Source organism: Pseudomonas sp. KK18, assembly GCF_037094675.1.
GTDB lineage: Bacteria > Pseudomonadota > Gammaproteobacteria > Pseudomonadales > Pseudomonadaceae > Aquipseudomonas.
In genome coordinates, this window is the sequence record NZ_CP146605.1 from 3,310,238 (window position 1) to 3,332,737 (window position 22,500).

Annotated in this window: 20 protein-coding genes; 8 read left to right on the forward strand and 12 right to left on the reverse strand. The window is 61.3% G+C overall.

The window, feature by feature from the left end; genetic code table 11:
- From glgA to V6607_RS15125, 8 genes are all read right to left on the reverse strand, one after another.
- Entirely contained in the window at nt 1–1,560 is a 1,560-nt protein-coding gene (gene glgA, locus V6607_RS15090; protein WP_102605558.1) for a glycogen synthase GlgA, read from the reverse strand.
- A 439-nt stretch (nt 1,561–1,999) separates the two neighbouring features.
- Entirely contained in the window at nt 2,000–2,953 is a 954-nt protein-coding gene (locus V6607_RS15095) for a D-2-hydroxyacid dehydrogenase family protein (RefSeq protein ID WP_134326433.1), read from the reverse strand.
- 27 nt (nt 2,954–2,980) lie between these two features.
- Entirely contained in the window at nt 2,981–3,994 is a 1,014-nt protein-coding gene (locus tag V6607_RS15100; protein ID WP_087692370.1) for an alpha/beta hydrolase, read from the reverse strand.
- Between the two features lie 55 nt (nt 3,995–4,049).
- Entirely contained in the window at nt 4,050–4,481 is a 432-nt protein-coding gene (locus tag V6607_RS15105; protein WP_134326434.1) for a YqaA family protein, read from the reverse strand.
- A 3-nt stretch (nt 4,482–4,484) separates the two neighbouring features.
- Nucleotides 4,485–4,931 (reverse strand): DUF411 domain-containing protein, encoded by a 447-nt coding sequence (locus tag V6607_RS15110; protein ID WP_003207550.1) that lies wholly within the window; start codon nt 4,929–4,931, stop codon nt 4,485–4,487.
- Between the two features lie 154 nt (nt 4,932–5,085).
- The gene (locus tag V6607_RS15115) at nt 5,086–5,541 is read right to left on the reverse strand and encodes an SRPBCC family protein (RefSeq protein ID WP_003207553.1); all 456 of its coding nucleotides are present in this window, start codon (nt 5,539–5,541) and stop codon (nt 5,086–5,088) included.
- An 81-nt stretch (nt 5,542–5,622) separates the two neighbouring features.
- Nucleotides 5,623–7,617 carry a methyl-accepting chemotaxis protein gene (locus V6607_RS15120; protein ID WP_134326435.1) on the reverse strand — a complete coding sequence of 665 codons (1,995 nt, stop codon included), beginning with the start codon at nt 7,615–7,617 and terminating at the stop codon, nt 5,623–5,625.
- A 165-nt stretch (nt 7,618–7,782) separates the two neighbouring features.
- Nucleotides 7,783–8,778 carry an aldo/keto reductase gene (locus tag V6607_RS15125; protein WP_102605556.1) on the reverse strand — a complete coding sequence of 332 codons (996 nt, stop codon included), beginning with the start codon at nt 8,776–8,778 and terminating at the stop codon, nt 7,783–7,785.
- Between the two features lie 118 nt (nt 8,779–8,896).
- Between V6607_RS15125 and V6607_RS15130 the strand changes: the two genes are divergently transcribed.
- The gene (locus V6607_RS15130; RefSeq protein ID WP_134326436.1) at nt 8,897–9,814 is read left to right on the forward strand and encodes a LysR family transcriptional regulator; all 918 of its coding nucleotides are present in this window, start codon (nt 8,897–8,899) and stop codon (nt 9,812–9,814) included.
- On the opposite strand, the gene V6607_RS15135 is transcribed toward V6607_RS15130, so the two are convergent.
- Entirely contained in the window at nt 9,805–10,710 is a 906-nt protein-coding gene (locus V6607_RS15135) for an AraC family transcriptional regulator (RefSeq protein WP_087692364.1), read from the reverse strand. The genes V6607_RS15130 and V6607_RS15135 overlap by 10 nt on opposite strands.
- A gap of 102 nt (nt 10,711–10,812) precedes the next feature.
- On the opposite strand from V6607_RS15135, the gene V6607_RS15140 reads away from it, so the two are divergent.
- Genes V6607_RS15140 through V6607_RS15160 form a run of 5 tightly spaced genes read left to right on the forward strand, consistent with a single transcriptional unit; the run spans nt 10,813 to nt 15,240 of the window.
- Nucleotides 10,813–11,373, forward strand: coding sequence for a carboxymuconolactone decarboxylase family protein (locus tag V6607_RS15140; protein WP_003207562.1), 561 nt, complete (start codon nt 10,813–10,815; stop codon nt 11,371–11,373).
- 52 nt (nt 11,374–11,425) lie between these two features.
- A complete protein-coding gene (locus V6607_RS15145) occupies nt 11,426–12,487 on the forward strand; it encodes an acyl-CoA dehydrogenase family protein (protein ID WP_003207563.1) in 1,062 nt (353 codons plus the stop codon).
- The gene (locus tag V6607_RS15150; RefSeq protein WP_134326437.1) at nt 12,484–13,287 is read left to right on the forward strand and encodes an ABC transporter ATP-binding protein; all 804 of its coding nucleotides are present in this window, start codon (nt 12,484–12,486) and stop codon (nt 13,285–13,287) included. The genes V6607_RS15145 and V6607_RS15150 overlap by 4 nt, the downstream gene beginning before the upstream one ends.
- The gene (locus tag V6607_RS15155; protein WP_010171568.1) at nt 13,274–14,473 is read left to right on the forward strand and encodes an ABC transporter substrate-binding protein; all 1,200 of its coding nucleotides are present in this window, start codon (nt 13,274–13,276) and stop codon (nt 14,471–14,473) included. Before V6607_RS15150 ends, V6607_RS15155 begins: the two co-directional genes overlap by 14 nt.
- 14 nt (nt 14,474–14,487) lie before the next feature.
- Nucleotides 14,488–15,240 (forward strand): ABC transporter permease, encoded by a 753-nt coding sequence (locus tag V6607_RS15160; protein WP_172834573.1) that lies wholly within the window; start codon nt 14,488–14,490, stop codon nt 15,238–15,240.
- A gap of 47 nt (nt 15,241–15,287) precedes the next feature.
- On the opposite strand, the gene V6607_RS15165 is transcribed toward V6607_RS15160, so the two are convergent.
- Together V6607_RS15165 and V6607_RS15170 are read right to left on the reverse strand one after the other, a co-directional pair.
- Nucleotides 15,288–18,716, reverse strand: coding sequence for a membrane-targeted effector domain-containing toxin (locus V6607_RS15165; RefSeq protein WP_134326438.1), 3,429 nt, complete (start codon nt 18,714–18,716; stop codon nt 15,288–15,290).
- A 247-nt stretch (nt 18,717–18,963) separates the two neighbouring features.
- Nucleotides 18,964–19,101, reverse strand: a complete 138-nt coding sequence (locus V6607_RS15170) for a hypothetical protein (protein WP_003207572.1) — start codon at nt 19,099–19,101, stop codon at nt 18,964–18,966.
- 173 nt (nt 19,102–19,274) lie between these two features.
- Here V6607_RS15170 and V6607_RS15175 point away from each other — a divergent pair, with 173 nt between their 5' ends.
- Nucleotides 19,275–19,469 carry a hypothetical protein gene (locus tag V6607_RS15175; protein ID WP_003207574.1) on the forward strand — a complete coding sequence of 65 codons (195 nt, stop codon included), beginning with the start codon at nt 19,275–19,277 and terminating at the stop codon, nt 19,467–19,469.
- A gap of 1 nt (nt 19,470) precedes the next feature.
- Here V6607_RS15175 and V6607_RS15180 read toward each other — a convergent pair whose 3' ends face one another.
- Nucleotides 19,471–19,848, reverse strand: a complete 378-nt coding sequence (locus V6607_RS15180; protein ID WP_032899365.1) for a hypothetical protein — start codon at nt 19,846–19,848, stop codon at nt 19,471–19,473.
- A gap of 243 nt (nt 19,849–20,091) precedes the next feature.
- Here V6607_RS15180 and V6607_RS15185 point away from each other — a divergent pair, with 243 nt between their 5' ends.
- On the forward strand, nt 20,092–22,389 hold the full coding sequence (locus V6607_RS15185) for an acylase (RefSeq protein WP_134326439.1): 2,298 nt from the start codon (nt 20,092–20,094) through the stop codon (nt 22,387–22,389).
- The last annotated feature ends 111 nt before the right edge of the window (nt 22,390–22,500 follow it).

Here is a 22,500-nt window from a genome sequence, read left to right on the forward strand (position 1 = left end):
TTACTGTTTCCCCGATCTTCCCAGCGCTTTCGCTACCAGTTGCTCATAAAGTTCGGCATAGGGTTCCACTGCCTGGCACCAGTTGAACGGTGCGGCCATGGCCCGGCAACGCATGGCGTTGAGCAAGCCTGGGAAGGCGAAAACCTTGAACGCGCGGCTCAGGGCCGCTTTGTAGCTTTCGACAGTGGATTCGTTAAACAGGAAGCCGGTGACGCCATCCTCGATGGTGTCGGCCAGGCCGCCGGTGTTGCGAGCGACCGGCAACGAGCCGAAGCGCTGGGCATACATCTGGCTCAGGCCGCAGGGTTCGTAACGGGATGGCATCAACAGGAAGTCGCTGCCGGCAAACATGCGCCGGGCGTCGGTCTCGTTGAAGCCGATGCGCACGCCGATCTGGCCGGGAAAGCGCAGGGCCAGTGCACGCATGGCTTGCTCTTCTTCCGGCTCGCCACGACCGATGATCGCGATCTGGCCGCCGTTTTCGACGATAAAACTGGAGACCGCTTCGGTCAGGTCCAGGCCTTTCTGGTAGACCAGGCGCGATACCACGGCGAACAGCGGGCCGGTGGAGTCATCCAGACCGAACAGGTTGCGTACATGGGCGGCGTTCTGTGCCTTGCCTTCCCAGTCACCGATGTTGAAGGGGTGAGTCAGGTGCGGGTCGGTGGACGATTCCCAGCTTTCATCAATGCCGTTGGGAATGCCGCTGAGCAGGCCTTGCTGGGTCTTACTGGCGAGGAAGCCATCCAGACCGCAGCCAAATTCGGGGGTGGTGATTTCCTGGGCGTAGGTGGCGCTGACCGTGGTGATATGGCTGGAATACGCCATGCCGGCTTTCAGGAATGACAGCTTGCCGTAGAACTCCATGCCTTCTTGCTGCAAGGCGTGTTCTGGAATACCCAGCTCCGGGCACGAGGCGAGGCTGACCACGCCCTGGTAGGCGAGGTTATGAATGGTGAACAGCGTTGGAGTGCGTGACCCACGCCAGTGCATATAGGCTGGCGCCAGGCCGGCGGGCCAGTCATGGGCGTGCACCAGGTCCGGGCACCAGTGGATCTGCGCCAGGTTGGCGGCAATATCGGCGGCGGCCAGGCCCAGGCGGGCGAAGCGGATATGGTTGTCGGGCCAGTCGCGGCCGTTGTTGGCGCCGTAGGGCGTACCTTCGCGCTCGTAAAGCTCGGGGCAGATCAGCACGTAGATAACCAGGCCGTCCTTGAGGTCCATGCGCCCGATCTTGCACGGTGGCAGCGCGGCGTGGCCCCCCAGCTCACCGATGATATGAATCGGGTTGTCGCTGTCCAGCACCTGCGGGTAGCCGGGGATCAGCACGCGCACATCGTGCAGGTGCGCCATGGCGCGGGGCAGGGCGGCGGAAACGTCGCCCAGGCCGCCGGTTTTCACCAGGTCGGCCAGTTCGGAAGTGACAAACAGCACTTTTTTGCGATTGGGATTCACACGTGGGACCGGCCGCACCGTGTTGGGAAGGTCGGCCAATGAGGTCGGCCCGCCAACCGGCTGACTAAAACGCTCTCCCTGAGTATCTACAGCGGCACTGATCATAGTTCTCTCCCGAGTTCTGGTCGGCTGATGGCATATGGCAATCAGCGAAGGTTGACCGCGTCCTGCGGCCAGGCGCACAAGCGCTACACAGACTGGCAAGCCTTATGCCAGTTGTGCTGGAGTCTTAAATAGAGTGGATGGACGGGCGTTCGGTATGAACCGTCAGCACTCGCCTTACCTTAAACCTGACCTGTGGCAGAGTTGGAAAGTTTCGATTTTTTGCGGGGTTTTTGTTTTGGATCGGACCCATCGGTCATGAGTCTAGGACAGATCCCAGAGCCTGTGGGGTCTGTGGGGTATTTTTGTAGGACAAATTTTTTTCATGAGCCCGGTAGCAGCTGTCGAGCGCGCTCCGGTTCAGGATCGGCAGTGCGCCCGACGCAGCCTCGCTGAGGCTCGACAGCTGCTACGGGGGGGAGTGGGAGGTGAAATGTGTGCACTAGCTTAGTGCGCGAAGGGGCACTCCTTTGGCCCAGGCCTGGATGTCTTCGATCATTTGCTGGTAGAACTGGCGGTAGTTCTGCTCGCTGACGTACCCCACATGAGGGGTGGCTAATACGTTGGGCAACTGGCGGAATGGATGCCCGGCTGGCAGCGGCTCCTGGGCGTACACGTCCAGTGCCGCGCCCGCCAGCCGGCCATTGGCCAGGGCGTCAATCAAGGCGGCCTCATCGACAATCGGCCCGCGTGCCGTGTTCACCAGATGCGCTGTAGGTTTCATCCAGCCCAACGCTTCGGCGTCCACCAGCCCGCGGCTGCGGTCGCTGAGCACCAGGTGAATCGACAACACGTCTGCCTGTTCAAACAACTCGCGCTTGCTGACCCAGGTCACGCCGCTTTCGGCAGCGCGCTCTGGGGTAAGGTTTTCGCTCCAGGCAATTACGCGCATGCCGAAAGCCTGGCCAAATTTGGCGACCTTCTGGCCAATGCTGCCCAGTCCGAGAATCCCCAGGGTCTTGCCGTACAAATCGCCGCCCAGGCCCACTTGCCAACCCCCGGCGCGCAGGGAATTGGCTTCGGCCAGCAGGTTGCGGGTAGACGCCATGATCAGTGCCCAGGTCAGTTCCGGGGCCGCGTGCTTGTAACTGTCAGTGCCGCATACCTGGATACCCAGGGCCTTGGCCGCAGGAATGTCGATGGCGGCGTTGCGCATGCCGCCGGTCACCAGCAACTTGAGCCTGGGCAAGCCTTGCAACAGAGCCCGGTCGAAGGTGGTGCGTTCGCGCATCACGCAGATCACCTCGAACCCCTGCAAACGCTCGATCAACGTGGCGGTGTCCGCCGGGTAATCGTGGAGGAAGTGCACCTGGCCGACCGACGCCAGGACTGACCAGTCCACCACGCCACTGGCCACATTCTGCCAATCATCAATCACTGCGATCTGTACCGACATTCACGCATGCCTCGAAAAAAGGTTGGATTAAAGGGCGTTCAGCCCTTGCAACAGTGCCTTGTGAAACTGTGCCGGCTCTTCCATTTGCGGTGCATGGCCCAGGCCCGGGAACTCCACCAGGGTAGCGTGGGGAATCAACTTGGCCACTTGCTTGCCCAGCACCGCGTAGTTGCCGAGCTTCGCCTTGACCGCCGGTGGCGCCAGGTCTTTGCCAATGGCGGTGTTGTCGGAAGTGCCGATCAGCAGCAGGGTGGGCATCTGCAGGTCCTTGAACTCGTAGTACACCGGCTGGGTGAAGATCATGTCGTAAATCAGCGCCGAGTTCCACGCCACCTGGGTGTGGCCGGGGCCTTTGTTCATGCCGGCGAGCATATCGACCCAGCGGTCGTATTCAGGCTTCCAGCGGCCGACGTAGTAGGTGTCGAGCTCGTATTTGCGGATGCCTTCGGCGGTCAGTTTCAACTCGCGCTCGTACCATTGGTCAACGCTGCGGTAGGGCACGCCGATGGCCTTCCAGTCTTCCAGGCCAATAGGGTTTACCAGTGCAAGTTGTTCGGTTTGCTGCGGATAGAGCAGGGCGTAGCGTGTGGCAAGCATGCCGCCGGTGGAATGGCCGAGCAGGGTAGCCTTCTGAATACCAAGTTTTTCCAGGAGTTGATGGGTGTTGATCGCCAGTTGCTGGAAGCTGTACTGGTAATTGTCCGGCTTGCTGGAGGTGCAGAAACCGATCTGGTCGGGAGCGATCACCCGGTAGCCGGCGTCGCTCAGGGCCTTGATCGATTCATCCCAGGTGGCGCCGCAGAAGTTCTTGCCGTGCATCAGCACGATGCTGCGCCCGTTGGCCTTGCCCTTGGCCGGCACGTCCATGTAGCCCATCTGCAGGGATTTGCCCTGGGACTGGAAGGTGAAGTGCTCTACCGGGTACGGGTATTGGAAGCCTTGCAGCTCGGGGCCGTAGGTCGGACCTTCTTCGGCGGCGAAGGCGGGCAGGGCGCTGCCGAGCAACAGGCTGGCGACGCACAGAGAGCGGATCTTGGACATGGTTAGAGCTCCGGGAACAGTGCCCGGATGCTGTGGCGAGGGGATTAACGGGAGATTAAATCCAGTGCAGGGTGAGCATGGCCAGTACCCCGTAGCGCGCCCCTTTGGCCAGGGTCACCAGCACCAGGAACCGCCAGAACGGTTCGCGCATGACCCCGGCCACCAGGGTCAGCGGGTCACCAATGATCGGCACCCAACTGAGCAGCAACGACCAATGGCCCCAGCGCTGGTAATGAGTACGGGCCTTTTCCAGGTGCCTGGGGCTGACCGGAAACCAGCGTCGATCCTTGAAGCGCTCGACCGAGCGGCCCAGCAGCCAGTTCACCACCGAGCCCACTACGTTGCCGGCCGTTGCAACCCCGAGCAGCAGCCACACGCTGTAATGCCCGCTGATCATCAGCCCTACCAGCACCGCCTCCGATTGCATCGGCAACAGCGTGGCGGCGCCGAAGGCGGCGAAAAACAGTCCCAGGTAACCGGCAAGCATCAATCAGCGTGCCGGATAGTCAGCCACTACCACGTCTTTGCCATCGCGAGTCAGGCCGATGACCTGATAGGCATCGCTGCTGCCGTCCATCTCCATGCCAGGCGAGCCCATGGGCATGCCTGGCGCAGCAATGCCCAGCAAGTCGTCGCGCTTGCGCAGGGCCAAGACCTGGTCGGCTGGCACATGGCCTTCGACGAACTTGCCGTCGATCACGCCGGTATGGCAAGACGCCAGGCGCGGCGCCACGCCCAGGCGCTGCTTGACCTCGCTCATGTTGCTTTCCACATGGTCGTTGACCTTGAACCCGTTGCTTTCCAGGTGGGCAATCCACTTTTTGCAGCAACCGCAGTTGGCATCACGGTGCACGTCAATCGGGATCAGCTCGGCAGCCTGGGCCAGGGTGCTCATGAGCAGGGCCGACAGTGCGGCCAGTCGCAGGGTGGTTTTCATCGTCATCTCGTCGGATAAAGGGCAACAGCGGGGCATTCTCCCTGCTTTTTGGAAAAGGGTTTCCCGGGAGTGTTACGAGGTTTTACGAAAAACCGACAGCACCAGAATAACCGCCTGGTGCTGTCGGAAAACTGAGAGGGATATGACGGTTTTGTCAGGCTGGCGGGGATTCCAGGCGCTGCTTGAGCTGGTCAAGGGCCTGGTTGGACAGTGCGATCATGCGCTCATGCAGGGTGGTCAGTTGCAGTTCGGTTTCATAGGTCAGGATGCGCTTGAACAGCGTGCCGTTGCCCTGTACTTGCAGCAGATAATGAATACAGCCATCGACCGCCAATGAGGTGAACGCGGTCTTGAACTCCCGCGGTCGCTGCGCAATCTGCACGCGATAGCTCATGGGAACCCGCACACCCAGCAGGTCGATGGTTTCAGTGAAACGATGACCGGCAGGCAATGAGCCGGCAATACCGGTGTCGGCGCCCAGGGATGTCGGATGCCATTCATGCCAGCGATCCGGTTGGGTAACGTAGTCGTAAACATCGTCGATAGAGGCTTGTATATAGCGTTCCTGACTGATCCGCTCCAGACGGATCGGGTGCTCAACTGCGTGCATGACACACCTCCTGTGTGGCGGAGCGAACTGTCAGAATAGTCCGGCTCCCGCGCATTGCACGGGAGCTTTCAGGCTATTTTTTCAACGCACCTTGAAGCGACCCATCAATGCAATAACCCGGCCATTGGCATCCAGCAGGCTCTGGGTGTTGTGCTCCGTGGCGTGGCCGCTTTGCACCAGCTCTTCGACCATGTGGCGGATGTGCACCATGCTGCGGTTGATTTCCTCGGTCACCGCGCTTTGCTGTTCGGCGGCGGTGGCGATCTGGGTGCTGAGGTTGTTGATATGGCTGACGGAGCCGGCCATCTCGTCCAATCCGGTGTTCACCCGGGCCGTGGCGTCAGCCGCAGACTGGCAGCTGGCCTGGGTGGCTTCCATGGCCGTCACCGAGGAACTCACGCCCGTGGTCAGGCGCGCCAGCATCTCATTGATCTGCGAGGTGCTGGCCTGGGTGCGGGCGGCGAGGGCGCGGACTTCGTCGGCCACCACCGCAAAACCCCGGCCTTGTTCGCCGGCCCGGGCGGCTTCGATGGCCGCGTTGAGTGCCAGCAGGTTGGTCTGGCCGGCGATGGCGCCGATCACGCCGAGGGTTTCGGTGATGCGGGCGGCATCCTGGCGCATGTTTTCCACGGTGTGGGTGGCGCTGGAGACCTCGCCGATCAACGCGCTGACGCTGCGGGAAGCTTCGCCGACCACCACCCGCGAACGGTCGGCGTGCTCATTGGCGCGCTGGGTGAACGCAGCCGTTTCGGCGGCGTTCTCGGCCACGGTGTCGGCGGTGGAACTCATCTCGGTGATGGCCGTGACGGTCTGGTCGGTTTCCGAGGCATGGCGCACCAGGATCTGGTTGGTCTGGGCCGACGTCTGCTGCAATTGCGCCAGGCTCGACGACATGGCGCCGGTGGCCAGGGTCACTTCTCCGATCATGTTTTGCAGGTAGACGATAAAGCGGTTCACCGAATGGCCAATCGCCCCCAGTTCATCCTCGGCGCGGATGGTGATGCGCCGGGTCAGGTCGGCATCACCGTTGGACAGCGCGTCGATATTGGTCTTCAGCGCGCTCATCCGGTGCACGAGTTGGCGGATGGCGTACACCGCCAACAGCACCAACAGCAGGATCATCGGGATTTGCAGCATCGCCAACGTGCCCAGCACGTCATCACGTTGGGCGGTGATCAGCGAGGTCGGCAGCGCAGTGGCGAGGAACCACGGGGTGCCTTCGATCGGGCGCATGAAGAACGTGCTGGCCACGCCCTGGTTGTCGAACTCGCTGCGTTGCAGGGTTTGATCACGATGGGCCAGGCCGGCGCTGACCTGGGCGGCAAAGGCCGAGGTGCCGACCAATTCGCTGATGTTCTTCAACACCACGGGGCCGCTGATGCGCGTGCTGTTGCTGATGATCTTGCCGTCGCCTTCGACGATCAGCATTTGCCCGCCGAGGTCTTTTTCCTTGCTGGCCACCAGGTCGTTGAAGAAGCCCAGGGTCACGTCGATGGTGGCGACGCCATAGGCTGCGCCGTCACGCTGGATCGCCATCGCGCAGTTGGTACGCGGTTCCTGGCTGGCGTCATCCTTGTAGGCCGCCGCCCAGGCGCACTGGCCGCGGGGCGAAGCGAGGCCGCCCTTGTACCAGCTCTGGTCGTAGTAGTTGGGGGCCGCGTCGCTGTTCCAGAAGGTGTTCACCGCCAGCTTGCCCGAGGCATCGCGGTGCCAGAAGGTGCTGTGCTTGTTGCGTCCCGGGGTGCGTTGGTTGGGCAGGGGCCAGATGCCGCCGCCGAACACTTTCAATTCGCCGTACTGGTCCACCAGGCCTGGTAGCACCTTGTCGATGGCGTCGCTGTCCAGCAGCGGGATGGTTTGGGTGATGCTGCGTTGCTGGGCCTGAACCTTGTTCAGTTCGCCCTGGATCTGCTCGGCCACTTCGGCAATGCGATTGAGGGCCACCTGTTCTTCGGTGTGGCGCAGCTTGGGGGCCACCAACTGCCCGATGCCCACCACCGTCAAGACGAATAACAACAGGACGAACAGCACCAGGAACAGGGTGTAGCGGGCTTGGATAGAGCGCAATGAGGGCATGGGGTCGTCCTTACGAAGCGTTTATTGTGCGACGCGGCTTTGTTAGAGCTTCGAAGGGCTATCGGCTTGGGACGGGCGAGCTTGAGGCACTATCGTGCAAGAAAACCCAGGGCAGGGATTCAAGGCGCGGAGCTGGCGAGCCAGCCCCGATCCGGCGTGGCAGGATTATTTGTCCAGCATCTGCATGACCGCTTCCGGGTAGCGCAGCCCGGCTGTGGCGTTGGCCGGGAAGATGGCCTCTAGCGCCGCCAGCTCGGTCGGGCTGAGCTTGACCTCCAGTGCCGCGACGTTCTCTTCCAGGTATTTGCGTTGCTTGGTCCCCGGGATCGGGATCAGGTAATCCCCTTGCGCCAGCACCCAGGCCAACGCCAGTTGCCCGGCGGTCACGCCCTTGTCGGCGGCCAGGGCTTGTACCTGTTTCACCAGCAGCAGGTTCTTCGCAAAGTTCTCGCCCTGGAAACGCGGGCTGAAGCGGCGGTAATCATCCGCCGCAAAATCATCCGGGCTTTTCAGCGCGCCGGTCAGGAAGCCGCGGCCCAGTGGGCTGTAGGGCACAAACGCGATTCCCAGGCGTTGGCAGGCCGCGAGGCAACCGTTGTCTTCCTGATCGCGGCTCCATAACGAATATTCGCTTTGCAGGGCGCTGATGGGATGCACCTTGTGAGCGCGCTCCAGGGTAGCCGCCGACGCTTCACTCAAGCCCAGGTAACGCACCTTGCCTTGCTTGACCAATTCGGCCATGGCGCCAACGGTTTCTTCAATCGCCACTTCGGGGTCGATGCGGTGCTGGTAATACAGGTCCAGGGTTTCCACGCCCAGGCGCTTCAAGGTGCCGTCGATGGCCTCGCGAATGTATTCCGGGCGGCCGTTGACGCCACGCAGTGCCGGGTTCGCCGGGTCACGCACGATGCCGAACTTGCTGGCGAGGAACACCTGGTCGCGCTTGCCGGCGATGGCCTTGCCAATCAGTTCTTCGTTGGTATGGGGGCCGTACATGTCGGCGGTGTCCAGCAGGTTGATCCCCAGTTCCAGGGCGCGGTGCAGAGTGGCGATGGCTTCGGTGGTATCGGTGCCGGTGGTGTAGAAATCGGTCATGCCCATGCAGCCGAGGCCGATGGCGGACACCTGGGGACCATTTTTACCGAGTTGACGTGTGTGCATGGGTCCAGCTCCTGTGTGGGAAGGCCTCCATTGTTGCCCTCGACAAAAGCGGGATAAACCGGCTAAAACCGCTATCACTATTATGAAATTCTAAATAATCCCTGAAGGAAACCGGCCCGTGGACCGTTTTAATGCGATGCGAGTGTTCGTGCGGATTGTCGAACTAGGCGGGTTTGCCAAGGCGGCTGACAGCCTGCAACTGCCGCGTGCCTCGGTGACCATCCTGATCAAGCAACTGGAGGCGCACCTGGGGGTGCAACTGTTGCAGCGCACCACACGCCAGGTCAGCCCGACCCTGGACGGTGCCGCCTACTACCAGCGTTGCGTGAGCCTGCTGGCGGACCTTGAGGAAACCGAGGCGGTGTTCTCCACCAGCCGGCGCAACCCGCGCGGCACGTTGCGCATTGATATGCCGTCGGGGATCGGGCGCTTCCTGGTAATTCCGGCAATGCCCGAGTTCACCACGCGTTACCCGCAGATCGATCTGGAAATCGGGCTCAATGACCGCCCGGTGGACCTGATCCGCGAAGGCGTGGATTGCGTGTTGCGCGGCGGCCTGGCGCTGGACGAGTCGCTGGTGGCCCGGCCGCTGGCGATGATGGATCAGGTGACCTGCGCCAGTCCCGGCTACTTGCAGCAGTTCGGCGTGCCATCGACGCTGGATGAGTTGGCCGGCCATCAAGTGGTGGAGTATTTCTCCAGCACCAGCGGCAAACGCTATGGCCTGGAGTTTCAGATCGACAGCGACATCCGCTTGGTCGACCTGCCCAAGCAAGTGGCGGTCAACAGTGCCGATGGTTACCTGGCGGCCTGTGAGGCGGGTTACGGCCTGGTACAGACGCCGTACTACCACGCCGTTCGCCAGTTGGAAGCGGGCACGCTGGTGGAGGTGCTGGCGCATCAGCCGCCGCCCAGGTTACCGCTGACGGCGCTGTACCCGCCGCATCGCCAGCTGTCGCAACGGGTGCGGGTGTTTGTCGATTGGCTGGTGGAGTTGTGTGCCCGGCCGGGCAATGGGTTGCAGCGTCAACCTTGAGCCTTGCGGTAGGCGCCGGGCTGGAAGCCGGTGACCTTATGGAAGGCCCGGGTAAACGCCGCCACCGATTGATAACCCACGGCGAGGGACACGTCCGCTACGGTCTGGTCCTGCTTGAACAGTTGGCAGGCGTGGCGCACACGCATCATCAGCAGCACTTGCCCCGGCGACTGCCCGCACAGTTCATTGAAGCGCTTGAAGAACGCCGAGCGCGACAGGCCGGTGCAGGCCGCCATGCTTTCCAGGGTCCAGGGCTCGGCCGGGCGTGCGATCAACTGCTCCAGCAGGTTGGCAAATGCCGGTTGCCGAGCCAGCGCCGCCAGGCCGCCGAGGTCGGTGTTGTCCAGCACCTGTTGGCGCAGCACATACAGGAACAGCAGGTGGCACAGGCGCTCCAGCAGGGCGGGCGAGGGCGCCGGCGTGCGCTCGCATTCCTGCAGGATCAGTTCGAACAGGTTGCGCGCGGCGGTCAGCGATGGATCACCGGCCCGCAGGATGATCCAGGCGGGCAGGGTGTCGACAATCATCGCCGACAGCCCGGACTGGAAGTGAAAGAACCCGCACACCAGGCCCACGCCGTCACTGGCCTGGCTGTCCAGTGGCAGCATCGGTTTGCGCGGGCATTCCTGGGCGCCGGTGGCGGTGCCATCGCTGGACAAGCGGTACGCCAGGTCCCGCAGCAGGAAGACTGCATCGCCGTTGTTCAATGGGTAAGGGGTCGAGTCGCCGTCGATGTGCATCCAGCACTGCCCTTGCACCACCAGATGAAAACTCGCGCTTGCCAGGCCATGGGTGCTGGCGTGCCAGTCGCCGCAGTAACGCCCGACGTGAAACAGGCTGGTGTTGAGTTCAAGGCTATCTAATAACCAATCGACGAGTGAACTGGACGAATTCATCTAACGGAAAGACTCTAGAGCAAGTAATCGCTACTTTAGACTATTGAGCGGATTTTTTATAACCAACAGACTTGGTACACGAATCCATGAGGAGACCACTCCATGTCCCGCGTACCGATGCTAACCCTGGAAACCGCTCCTGAGGCGGCCAAGCCCTTTCTGGAAAATGCCCTGAAGGGTTCCGGGTTCATCCCCAATCTGTTGGCGGTGCTGGCCAATGCCCCGGCGGCACTGGAAACCTACATCACTGTCTCCGGCCTGAATGCCAAATCCGACCTGAGCCTGGCCGACCGCGAAGTGGTGCAACTGATTGCCGCCACGAACCACGGTTGCGATTTCTGCGTCGCCGGGCACACTGCCGTAGCGCGCAACAAAGCCAAGCTGCCGGAAGACGTGATCGACGCCCTGCGCCAGCGTGGCGAACTGCCCAACGAGCGTTATGAGACACTGGCCGCGTTCACCCGTGAAGTGATCGCCACCCGCGGTGATGTCAGCGACGCCGGCTACACCGCGTTCCGTGAGGCAGGCTACACCGACGGTCATGCCCTTGAGGTTATTCTGGGTGTGAGCCTGGCCACCCTGTGCAACTTCGCCAACGTGTTTGCCCGTACCCCGTTGAACCCGGAACTGGCGCAATACCGTTGGGAAAAACCGGCTAGCTGAAGGCGCGCAAGCGTTCGCGATGGTAAACATGCTGCAACAAGGAGAAACATGAATGCTTGACCCAATCTTGAGCCGTTGGCTCGATGTTCAAGCGCAGGCCCTGGATGTGGGCAGTTGCGATCCGCAGGAAGTGCTGCCACGGCTGGCAGAGGCCAATGTATTACGTATCGGTGTGCCCAAGGACCTCGGTGGCCTGGGCGGCGATGTCACCGGCGCGGTGGAAGCTATCGCCGATGTGGCGAGCCATTCCCTGGCGTCGGCATTTGTATGCTGGGGCCAACGCTCGTTTATCGAATACCTGCTGCAAAGCCCGAACCAGCGCCTGCGCGAGCAACTGCTGCCGGACCTGCTGAGCGGCAAGCTGGCCGGGGCGACCGGGCTGTCCAACGCGATGAAGTTTTTGTCTGGCATCGAGTCGCTGCAAATCAGCGCCGAGCCGACCGACGACGGCTGGAACCTCAATGGCCGCCTGCACTGGGTGACCAACCTGCGCAAGAACGGGTTTGTGGTGGCTGCCGCCATCGAGCATGCCCAGGGCGGCGCGCCGTTTATCCTGGCGATCCCGGACTCGGTGTCCGGCCTACAACGTTCCCGCGACCTGGAACTGCTGGGCCTGCAATCGAGCAATACCGCGGCCCTCGGCTTTGAAGCCGTGGAGCTGAGCCGCGACTGGTTGCTGCATGAAGATGCGCGCAAGTTCCTGCCGGCCGTGCGCCCGGCGTTTCTGGGCTTGCAATGCGGCATGTCCATCGGCCTGGCGCGGCGCTCGCTGGCGGAGGTGGCCAATCACCTGGGCTCCAGCCGCACCGTATTGCGTGAGGAGCTGGAAGTGTTGCGTACCTCCCTGGAGCAGGCGGTCAACGACCTGAAGAAAGGCCTGCTGGCCGGCCGCTTCGGCACTGAGCCGGTACCGTTGTTCCGCCTGCGCATCGCCCTCGCGGAAATCGCTGCCAGCGCTGTGCAACTGGAGCTGCAAGCCAGCGGCGGCAAGGCCTACCTGACGGCCCACGGCAGCGGTTTTGCCCGGCGCTGGCGCGAGTCGGCGTTTGTGCCGATCGTGACCCCGAGCCTGGTGCAGTTGCGCACCGAGTTGAACCGTCAGGCCAATCTATGAACCAGGCGGTATTGCACGCCCAGGGAATTTGCCTGGGCTATGCGGGCAATTCGGTGCTGGAAGGTTTCGACCTGCAATTGCAGCCCGGCGAAGTGGTGTCGATCCTCGGCCCCAGCGGCGTTGGCAAGTCCAGCCTGCTGCGGGTGCTCGCCGGTTTGCAAGCGCCCCAGGGTGGCAGCATCCGCCTGCTGGGCGAGCCGTTGAATGGCCCGCACCCGCGGGTGGCGGTGGCGTTCCAGGACCCCAGCCTGCTGCCGTGGCTGAGCCTGGAAAAGAACGTCGCCTTCGGCCTGGACTTTGCCCGCCAGCCGCACCTCAGCCCTGAAGAACGTCGCAGCCGCGTCGACCATGCGATCCACGCCGTAGGCCTGGAACACGCCCGCCAGCAATTCCCGGCGGCGCTGTCCGGCGGCATGGCCCAGCGCACGGCGCTGGCGCGTTGCCTGGCACGCCAGCCGCAGGTATTGCTGCTGGACGAGCCCTTCGGTGCCCTGGATGAAGTGACCCGTGCCGACATGCAGCACCTGCTGCTCAAGGTCAATCGCGAGCAAGGTTCGGCGGCGGTGCTGATCACCCACGATATCGACGAAGCGCTGCTGTTGTCCGACCGGATTCTGCTACTGGGTAACCGCCCGGCGCGGACCCTCGGCGAATGGCGCATCGACTTGCCGCAACCGCGGGAAGAACAGGTGGAAGCCATCGGCACCCTGCGCATCGAGATTCTCAAAACCCTACGGCGGGCGAGCCGCACTGACCCCCAACCCCCTGAACTGCTGGAGCCTTGCCATGTGTCTGGATGACCTCACTCACTCGCGCCGTGACTTTCTCAAACTCTCGGCCGTGCTCAGTGCCGCCGGAGCCTTGCCACTGCTGAGCAGCTTGCAGGCCCGGGCGGCCAGTGAGCCGGACGCACCGGTACGCATCGGCTATTTGCCGATCACCGACGCCACGCCGTTGCTGGTGGCCCACAACAATGGCCTGTTCGAGGCCGAAGGCATCAAGGCCGAGCGCCCGGTGCTGCTGCGCAGTTGGGCGCAGGTGATCGAGGCGTTCATTTCCGGGCAGGTCAACGTGATTCACCTGCTGTCGCCGATGACCGTATGGGCGCGGTATGGCAGCAAGGTCCCGGCCAAGGTCGTGGCCTGGAACCATGTGGGTGGCTCGGGCTTGACCGTGTCGCCGGGCATTACCGACGTGAAGCAACTGGGCGGCAAGTCGGTGGCGATTCCGTTCTGGTACTCGATTCACAACGTGGTGGTGCAGCAGTTGTTCCGCGACAACGGCCTGACCCCGGTGGCCCGCGCCGCCGGGAGTGCGATTGCCGCCAACGAGGTCAACCTGATCGTGTTGCCGCCCTCGGACATGCCGCCGGCCCTGGCCAGCAAGCGCATCGACGGCTACATCGTCGCCGAGCCGTTCAACGCCCTGGCGGAAAACCTCAACGTGGGCCGCGTACAGCGCTTTACCGGCGATGTGTGGCGCAACCATGCGTGCTGCGTGGTGTTCATGCACGAGCATGACCTGACCAACCGCCCGGAATGGTCGCAGAAGGTGGTGAATGCAATCGTCAAGGCCCAGGTCTGGACCCGCGACAACCGTGAAGAGGCGGTGAAGCTGCTGTCCAAGGACGGCGAGAACCGCTACACCCCGCATGCCGAACCAGTGCTGCGCAAAGTCCTGGCGCCGGCTGCCAGCGACCGTGCGGCTTACCTGGCTGACGGCGCGATCCAGCACGCCAACTGGGATGAGCATCGCATCGACTTCCAGCCGTATCCATTCCCCAGCTACACCGAGGAGCTGGTACGCCGCCTGAAAGACACGCTCATCGAGGGCGACAAGAAATTCCTCGCCGACCTGGACCCGGCGTTTGTCGCCAAGGACCTGGTGGACGACCGCTTCGTGCGCAATGCGATCGCGGCGGTGGGCGGCATGAAGACCTTCGGCTTGCCTGAGGGCTTTGAGCGAAACGAGGAGATTGGCGTTTGAACAACGGCAAAACCTTGGGGTTGCCGGGCTGGTTGCTTGGCTTGAGCGGGTTGGCGGGGTTGTTGTTGCTCTGGTGGCTGGGGGTGAAGGTCTTTGGCAGCGCGGACGGTTTGTCTGCGCGGTTTTCGCTGTCGGCGACCCTCGCCAGCCTGTGGGAGTTGCTGGGCCGCAGCGAGCTGTACCTGAACATAGCCGTGAGCCTCAAGCGGATCTTCGTCGGGCTGTTCCTGGCATTGCTGATTGGTGTACCGCTGGGCTTGCTGGTGGGTAGTTCGCGCAAGCTGGAGGCGGCGACCACGCCGGCGTTCCAGTTTCTGCGGATGATCTCGCCGCTGTCGTGGATGCCCATCGTGGTGATGTTGATGGGCGTGGGCGACCAGCCGATCTACTTCCTGCTGGCGTTCGCAGCGGTGTGGCCGATTCTGCTGAATACGGCGGCGGGTGTGCGTCAGCTCGATCCGCGCTGGTTGCAACTGAGCAAGAGCCTGAGCGCCACGCGCTGGGAAACCTTGCGCCGGGTGATTATTCCCGGGGTGATGGGGCACGTGCTGACCGGCGTGCGCCTGGCCATCGGGATCCTGTGGATCGTGCTGGTGCCGTGCGAGATGCTCGGGGTCAGTGCCGGGCTGGGTTATTACATCCTCGACACTCGCGACCGGCTGGCCTACTCGGAGCTGATGGCGATGGTGCTGCTGATCGGCTTGTTGGGGTTTGCCCTGGATGCGTTTGCGCGCTGGTTGCATCAGCGCTGGGTGCATGGAGGGTGAACACCTCATGCAAAGGCTCGGAGGCTTTCCGGGCCTTTGCGATGTGCTCAGGGTTTCACGTAGATGCGCAGGTCGCCTGGAATATCGTTGGGCTGTAATGGCCGGTTCGGGTCTGGCGCAGGGTTTTTTGCTTTAAGCCCGATGCTGCTGTGGGTCATGTTCCGGTTGTCAAAAACCCCGATGCCGATGCTTTCCGTCAGTTCCGCCAGGCCCGGAACACCTTCGGAGGTGTTCATGTGCGCGCTCCCCACTAACGCGACCCACTTTTCGGTGCCCGAGTTTGCCTGGATGGTTTCCGCAGCGTAGTAGTTGAACTCCTTGAGCCGCTTTTCAGAGTTGACGCCAGTCCGGGTGCGATCACGGGATTTGTCGTGTCTATGTCGCGTCAGGTAATAGTGATCGAGGGGTAAAAGCTCTATTCCATTGTCTTCAAATTTTTTCTTGAGTTGCTCCAGTGTTGGATTCGTGCGGCGAGTGTTGCTGTTTCCGAGCATTCCGATTCCATCATCAACGGGGCCACCGATGTAGTCGATATACCCTTCGAAGTAGACTTTTTTTACACCCTGGTTTTTTAGCGTATCGACGTTGTCGAACAGCATTTTAAAGCTGGCCATCTGCGAGTGAGACTCTCCAAACACCACGCCGTTTGATGCTTTCAATGCCTTTGTGATCAGATCGGCTGCGGGGATCGGTACGGGAACATCGGGGATTGTAGGGCGCGGCGGAAGGCCTCCGTCTTTTATCGCATCGTAATAATCCTCCATTTCCACCCGAAACTTATCCAGCGTTGCCTGGCGTGTGTCGGATTTGAAATGGGATGATTCGAGCCTGCCTTTCAAACTTTCCACGTATTGGCCCTCGGGTAACGGCTTCCTGATTGGAGGTGGGCGGTTGACGGTGTTTATCGGGTTAAACCGGTGAGTGCTCTTGCTCGAAGAGGCATAGGCGTTGGGGGAGGGCTCCAGCGTATCAGCGCTACTGAACGCTTGCAGGGGGCTGCCGTACGGCTGGTGCGTTTGTGCGTCGAAAGCGTACCACTTGCCCTTGATCTGCACCGCGCTGCCCTCGACCGTCTGCTCGCCCATCTGGAATGAGCCGGTAGCGGCTGCGTCATATCGAGTGCCGGCGGCGGCAAGCTCGCTGTTGCTCGCTGTACCCTTGAGCGTTTTCAAGCCCTGGGTGGCTGCGTTTGCGCCGTCGATGGCGAGTTTTCCCGCGCCGACTACCAGGTCGCCAAGTCCGCTCAGCGGATTGAGTTCCGAGAGTGCGGTAACCCCGAAAATCTTGCTCAGCTTGAGGGCTTTGCTGGCCGCGCTGCTGGCAGTGCTCAGGGTTTTTCCGACCTTCGCGGCGACGCCTGCACCTGCCGTGAGAAAGCCGAACACATCAAATGCCAGGTCAGAGAACCCATCTTTATAGTTGCCATTACTGAAGTTGACGATGGCCGACCTGAGCGGAACAAGGTCGAGAAAAAAGTCGCCGATGGTGCTGGCGACCGTCCTTCTATGCTCATCCGGCGTACTTCCGGCCGCTTGTTGCCTGAAGGTTTCCAGATCGAGCCCCTCGACGATTGAATCCGCAAGGTACTCCGCCCGGAAATTCCTGAACAGGTTGGGATTGGATCCCTCGAGCGGGTTCTCTTGCTTTATATAGTCGCGCTTGGCATCGAAGGTGGAGAACTCTTCTATTCGGGTTACTTCGTTGGCGATCTTCTGGTCCTGGCGCGTGATAACTGCGTTGCTGACTTTCCTGATGCTGCCTTTTTCGGTATCGAACTCATAGGTGGACGGCTTGTTCTGGTGTTTTGTGGTGACCAGTATTTTTTTGCTTGTATGGAAGAGGGTTTCTCCCGCGAATGGTGTCCAGCTGACTCTGTAGGATTTTTCTTTGTAGAAGTTCAGCTTTCCTAACCGCAAGTTTTCTTTGTCCTCCGGTGGAAGGTTGGCGAGGGCGTTCAAGATGGAATATTTCTTGACGGTTTTATAGTCGCTTATGGTCTGGCTGATGGCTTTGTCAAAGGTGTCGGGGACTTTAAAGCCGGGGCCATGGGTAAAGGTGGCGAAGGCATCAAGGTCGACGCCATGCGTTCCAGGTTTGAGCTCCCAGTCTGATGCCGTTATTTTCTCGCCTTGCATGGTCAGGTCCAGCATGGAATAAGGGCCGCGAGTGGGGATCGTCTTGTTGGCGGTTTTGTTGGGCTTGAGCAACACCTTCTCTTCAAAGGGGACGCCTTCGCCAAATTTTTCCTTGAGCAGGTCCAGCGCCATCTGCTTGCGGCTGGGCATCGGGGTGTCAAGCAAGCCGGAGGCGTGTTTCAGCTTGCCCAATTGATAGTTGAACGCGTCCATGGCGGTATCAATGTCTGGTTTTTCGTAAAGCGTGTCGTCTTTCGCCTCAAGCACCCCATTGACCACGGCCCAGTCCAACAATGCCGCAGTTTGGGCAGCTTCGGGCGCGGGCCCACTTGAGTCGGCGGCGATCATCACTTCGGCAAAACTCATGTTCGCTACGCTGCCAGGGGACCTGGCTTCGATGGCGGCCGCCGCGATGCACAGGTTGGCCCAGGCCAGGCTGCCGTAGACCACGCTGTCGGGAATATCCTTGATCAGCAACTGCGGTGCCGCCCGCATCAACAGCAGATGCGTACCCAGCGAGGCGTTGGCAGGTGAGGTTTTGCCGGTATCACTCAAGTGCTCACGCAGGCCGGCGACGATCGCCGAGGTGGGTTTGCCCCAATATTGTTTATGTGACAGGTCGAATCCGGCCACTTTGTTGCGATGCGGTTGGGTGATGGATTCCTGATCCAGATCGAGGTTGATGGCCGCCAGTACGTGATCATTCACACTGCTATCAGTCGGAATGCTCTCCAGTTTGGTCTGCAAGGCCTCTCCCAGCGCCTGGCCTCGGGGGGAACGGATGAGGGCTTCCAGCGTTTTGGCCGGATCGCTCGAGGCGTCGCTGGAGAGCGGCAGGTTACCGTTCAGAAACTCCAGGAGCCCCCGCTGCTGGCTTGCTTGCTGAACATCCGGAGCGCCAGCGGCATGTTCTCTGGCGGCGGTGAGCAGTTCGTTCTGCTGAGGTGTGCTCAAGGGCAGGGGCCAGGACAAGGCGCCGCCCAGATTTCCCCATGGATGGGGGTGGGAACGTGTCAGCGATGTGCGCGCCAGGGTCAGCAGCTCATCATGGGTGGTTGGCTCGGGCAGGCCCATAGCCTTGAGAAAGTTTGCAAGACTCACGGCGTTAGCACTATTTGGGGGGTAAGAAGAGTTGGGCGCGAGGTCCATCAGCGTGCTTCCCAGCGCAGATCGCACCACCAGAAACGGCGCGTTCGGTCCTGCCAACGTGGCGACATGAGTGAGCTGCTGCGCCAGTGCCTGCCAGTTTTTTCGGTCAGCCAGCGCGGTCTCCAAGGCTTTCGGGCCATTGGGGGGCGGCGTGTCAGCCGCGGGGTCCGGAATGTCCGTTGCGCTTTGCAATATTTCATCGGGGTATGACGGTATATCGGGGAGTGGTATCGGAGGAGGGGGCGGTGGTGGGTATGCAGTGGAGGAAGGAACCGAGTTGCTGACTATCATCGTGAACACCTTTAGGCACGCTCATTCAGGAATGCGCCTTTCAGGAAAACCTCCCTGCTTCCTGGACGCTCTTGCTGAGTGTCGGAAGCAGGGGGAATGGCTCCGCCTGTAAAGTGTTCAAGATGTCAGAAAATGTACGGATGACCGATCAGCGATGGTAATACCCCGGTCCGCCTTCGCTGTAGCGATGGTCATGCCAACCGCCGCCGCCGTGGGGGAAAATAATGCAGCCGCTCATGCTCAACATGATCAGCAAGGGAATCAGCAGTGTGATTCGACGAAGCATTTCAAAATCCTCTAGGGGGCTCTCAGGTTCAATCAGGCGTTGGGCAAGCCAAAGTTTTTCATCGCCTGTAACATGAGACCCCGCCGACCCCAATCCATCCCCGCTAACAGGTATGTGCTTGGTGTGGTAGTCGATACAAAGTGGACACAATTTTTTAGCTTCAGGAACCCGTCATGACCCAAAAGCAACGTTTGAAATACTCGATTCTGATCTCCCTGCTGGTGCTGGGGACGATGTTTGGCCTGTCCTACTTGCAGAACAACGGGGTCATCAGCGAAAAGACGTTCCAGTACATCGCGATTGCGGTAGCGGTAACCGTGGTGGTGATCAACGGTGTGATGCGTCGCAAGGTCAAGCCTAACCTTTGAGTCAGGCCCGGCCTTCCAGGACTTTGGCAGCCTGCTCGTGCAGGCTGTAGCTCTTGTCGGCGTTGAGGGTGATCACGCCTTCGGTGCACAGGCGCTTGAGCACCTCACGCACGCTGAGAAACGACAACGGGATGCCCAGCTCCAGCAAATGGCTGTGCACGCCGCGCACGCCGAGGGTGCGCTGGTTGTCGGCGGCGGTCAGCAGGGCGTCGATGACCTTCAGCCGGATCAGGCTGGTGCGCAGGCCAAAGCATTTGAGCAAATGACGAATACGCTGGTTGCCATGTTCCGGCGCCTTGCCGAACGCCTGGTTGCCGGTGGCAAAACCTCCGTCATGCATGGGTGAGTGTCCTTCCGTGGGCAGTTGCGAGTTGTACATGCAGAAACTCCTTATCAGAGCCTGATCAGGAAAATGATGGCGCTCTTAGTTAATAAGACGTACGAGCTGCACAAATCATGAAGCGGGGGATGTAGAAATTTTGTCGGTAACATCCTGGAGACATACCGACCTGTCCGAATAAACGCCTGCGGCTGCTAAAATTATTCCCGGTATTTACGTCTTAACTGAGGTGTTGGCGAAGCTGTCCCTCGTCGCGGTGTTTAATTTGGCTGTGGAGTCTGCGTGATTATTTCCAACGGGTTGTTCAGGATGTGTGTGGCAGGGGCGTTGCTGGGGCTGAGTCTTTCGGCCGCGGCGCGGGTGCAGGAGCAACAGGCCACCGCCGAGATCCGTCGCACCAGCTTTGGTGTCCCGCATATCCGGGCCAACGATGAGCGTGGGCTGGGGTTCGGCATCGGTTATGCCTATGCCCAGGACAACCTGTGCCTGCTGGCCAATGAGGTGGTAACGGTCAATGGTGAGCGTGCCAGGTACTTTGGTCCCGAGCAGGCGACCCTGGAAGGGCGTAACAACCTTGCCAACGACGTGTTCTTCACCTGGCTGAACACCCCCGAGGCAGTTGCGGCATTCTGGAAGGCCCAGCCCCCGGCGATGCAGCAGCGCATTGAAGGGTATGTTGCCGGTTACAACCACTACCTCAAGGAGCGCACTGCCCAGGGTTTGCCGGCGCAGTGCCAGGCGGCCTGGGTACGGCCGATCACGGCCGAAGACCTGGTCAAGCTGACCCGCCGGCTGCTGGTGGAAGGTGGCGTCGGGCAATTTGCCGAGGCCCTGGTGGGGGCCACGCCGCCCAACACCGTCGCCCAGGTGGACAGCAAGGCGTTTGAGGTCGCGGCGGCCAACCAGCAACGTTTCGCCCTGGACCGTGGCAGCAACGCGGTGGCGGTGGGGCGTGACCGTTCGTTCAACGGCCGCGGCATGCTGCTGGCCAACCCGCATTTTCCGTGGGTGGGCGGCATGCGTTTCTACGAGATGCACCTGACCATCCCCGGCCAGCTGGATGTGATGGGCGCTGCGTTGCCGGGCCTGCCGGTGATCAATATCGGCTTCAACCAGCACGTTGCGTGGACGCACACCGTTGATACGTCCAAGCACTTCACCCTGTATCGCCTGACTCTGGACCCCAAGGACCCGACTCGCTATTTGCTGGACGGCAAGTCCGTGCCCATGGATAAAACCACGATCAAGGTAGCGGTAAAAACTGCCGACGGCGGTACCCGGGAACAGTCCCGCACGGTCTACAGCTCGCAGTTCGGCCCCATCGTGCAATGGCCGGGCAAACTCGACTGGGACGCCAAATATGCCTTCAGCCTGCGGGATGCCAACCTGGGCAACGACCGTGTGCTGCAACAGTGGTACGCGATGAACCGCGCGGCGAACCTCAAGGAACTGCAAACCTCGGTACACACCCTGCAAGGTATCCCGTGGGTCAACACGGTGGCAGCGGATGACCAGGGTCAAAGCCTGTACATGAACCTGTCGGTGGTGCCGAACGTTAGCGCGAAAAAGCTCGCACAGTGCAGTGACCCACGGGTCGGGCTGCAATTCATCATGCTCGACGGCTCTCGCAGCGCCTGCGCCTGGGACGTGGACCCGCGTGCCGCCCAGGCCGGGATCTTCCCCGCCGAGCAACTGCCGCAACTGGAGCGCACCGACTACGTGCAGCACTCCAATGACTCGGCCTGGCTGGTCAACCCCAAGGCACCCTTGACCGGGTTCTCGCCCGTTATCAGCCAGGACAAGATCGGCTTGGGCCCGCGTGCGCGCTTTGCCTTGCAACGCTTGCAGGAGCTCGACAAGCAACCGATCAAGGTCGCCGACCTGCAGAATATGGTCATGGACAACCAGGTGTATCTTGCCAGCCAGGTGATGCCGGACTTGCTGAAGTTCTGCGCGGGTGCCGATGCCAGCGTGAAATCGGTGTGCGACAGCCTGAAAAACTGGGACCAGCGCGCCAACCTCGACAGCGGCCTGGGCCTGGTGCACTTCATCAACCTGGCGGAGCAACTGGCGCAAGCGCCGGACGCGTGGAAGGTGGGTTTCGATCCGGCACAACCCCTGACCACACCACGTGGGCTGGCGGTCGATCGGGCAAACGTGGCCAAGGCACTGCATGAAGCGATGCTCGCGTCAGCCGCCGACGTGGCCAAGCGCGGGCTGACGGCGGACAGCCGCTGGGGTGATATTCAGGTCTCGGGCCAGACACCGATCCACGGCGGCCCGCAAGAGCTGGGCGTTTATAACGCCATGCAAAGCGTGCCTCGGGCCGATGGCAAGCGCGAGGTAGTCAGCGGCAGCAGTTACCTGCAGATCGTGACGTTCGACGAGAAGGGGCCCAATGCCGAAGGTGTGCTGGCATTCTCCTTGTCCAGCGACCCCGCGTCGAAATACTTCAAGGACCAGACCCAGGCGTTTTCCGAGAAAAAACTCAGCCCGCTGCCGTTTACCGAACAGCAGATCAAGGCGGACCCGCAGTATCAATTGCAGGTTATCCGTGACAAGGAAGAAGCCGGGCGGTAGGGTAGCCCACCAGGAATGCCTGCCCCTTGAGAGAATATTTTTTGAAATCAAGGGGTTGCAAGCCCTGGCAAATGAGTACATAATTGCGCCCATCGAACGCACTGAAGCATT

What these genes read in the sequence shown, in the direction of transcription:
- V6607_RS15110 (WP_003207550.1), bottom strand. Translation starts at nt 4,931, where the DNA reads ATGAAAACCACCCTGCGACTGGCCGCACTGTCGGCCCTGCTCATGAGC.
- V6607_RS15155 (WP_010171568.1), top strand. Translation starts at nt 13,274, where the DNA reads ATGTGTCTGGATGACCTCACTCACTCGCGCCGTGACTTTCTCAAACTC.
- V6607_RS15180 (WP_032899365.1), bottom strand. Translation starts at nt 19,848, where the DNA reads ATGTACAACTCGCAACTGCCCACGGAAGGACACTCACCCATGCATGAC.
- V6607_RS15125 (WP_102605556.1), bottom strand. Translation starts at nt 8,778, where the DNA reads ATGCACACACGTCAACTCGGTAAAAATGGTCCCCAGGTGTCCGCCATC.
- V6607_RS15120 (WP_134326435.1), bottom strand. Translation starts at nt 7,617, where the DNA reads ATGCCCTCATTGCGCTCTATCCAAGCCCGCTACACCCTGTTCCTGGTG.
- V6607_RS15170 (WP_003207572.1), bottom strand. Translation starts at nt 19,101, where the DNA reads ATGCTTCGTCGAATCACACTGCTGATTCCCTTGCTGATCATGTTGAGC.
- glgA (WP_102605558.1), bottom strand. Translation starts at nt 1,560, where the DNA reads ATGATCAGTGCCGCTGTAGATACTCAGGGAGAGCGTTTTAGTCAGCCG.
- V6607_RS15100 (WP_087692370.1), bottom strand. Translation starts at nt 3,994, where the DNA reads ATGTCCAAGATCCGCTCTCTGTGCGTCGCCAGCCTGTTGCTCGGCAGC.
- V6607_RS15175 (WP_003207574.1), top strand. Translation starts at nt 19,275, where the DNA reads ATGACCCAAAAGCAACGTTTGAAATACTCGATTCTGATCTCCCTGCTG.
- V6607_RS15150 (WP_134326437.1), top strand. Translation starts at nt 12,484, where the DNA reads ATGAACCAGGCGGTATTGCACGCCCAGGGAATTTGCCTGGGCTATGCG.
- V6607_RS15145 (WP_003207563.1), top strand. Translation starts at nt 11,426, where the DNA reads ATGCTTGACCCAATCTTGAGCCGTTGGCTCGATGTTCAAGCGCAGGCC.
- V6607_RS15140 (WP_003207562.1), top strand. Translation starts at nt 10,813, where the DNA reads ATGTCCCGCGTACCGATGCTAACCCTGGAAACCGCTCCTGAGGCGGCC.
- V6607_RS15095 (WP_134326433.1), bottom strand. Translation starts at nt 2,953, where the DNA reads ATGTCGGTACAGATCGCAGTGATTGATGATTGGCAGAATGTGGCCAGT.
- V6607_RS15105 (WP_134326434.1), bottom strand. Translation starts at nt 4,481, where the DNA reads ATGCTTGCCGGTTACCTGGGACTGTTTTTCGCCGCCTTCGGCGCCGCC.
- V6607_RS15135 (WP_087692364.1), bottom strand. Translation starts at nt 10,710, where the DNA reads ATGAATTCGTCCAGTTCACTCGTCGATTGGTTATTAGATAGCCTTGAA.
- V6607_RS15115 (WP_003207553.1), bottom strand. Translation starts at nt 5,541, where the DNA reads ATGCACGCAGTTGAGCACCCGATCCGTCTGGAGCGGATCAGTCAGGAA.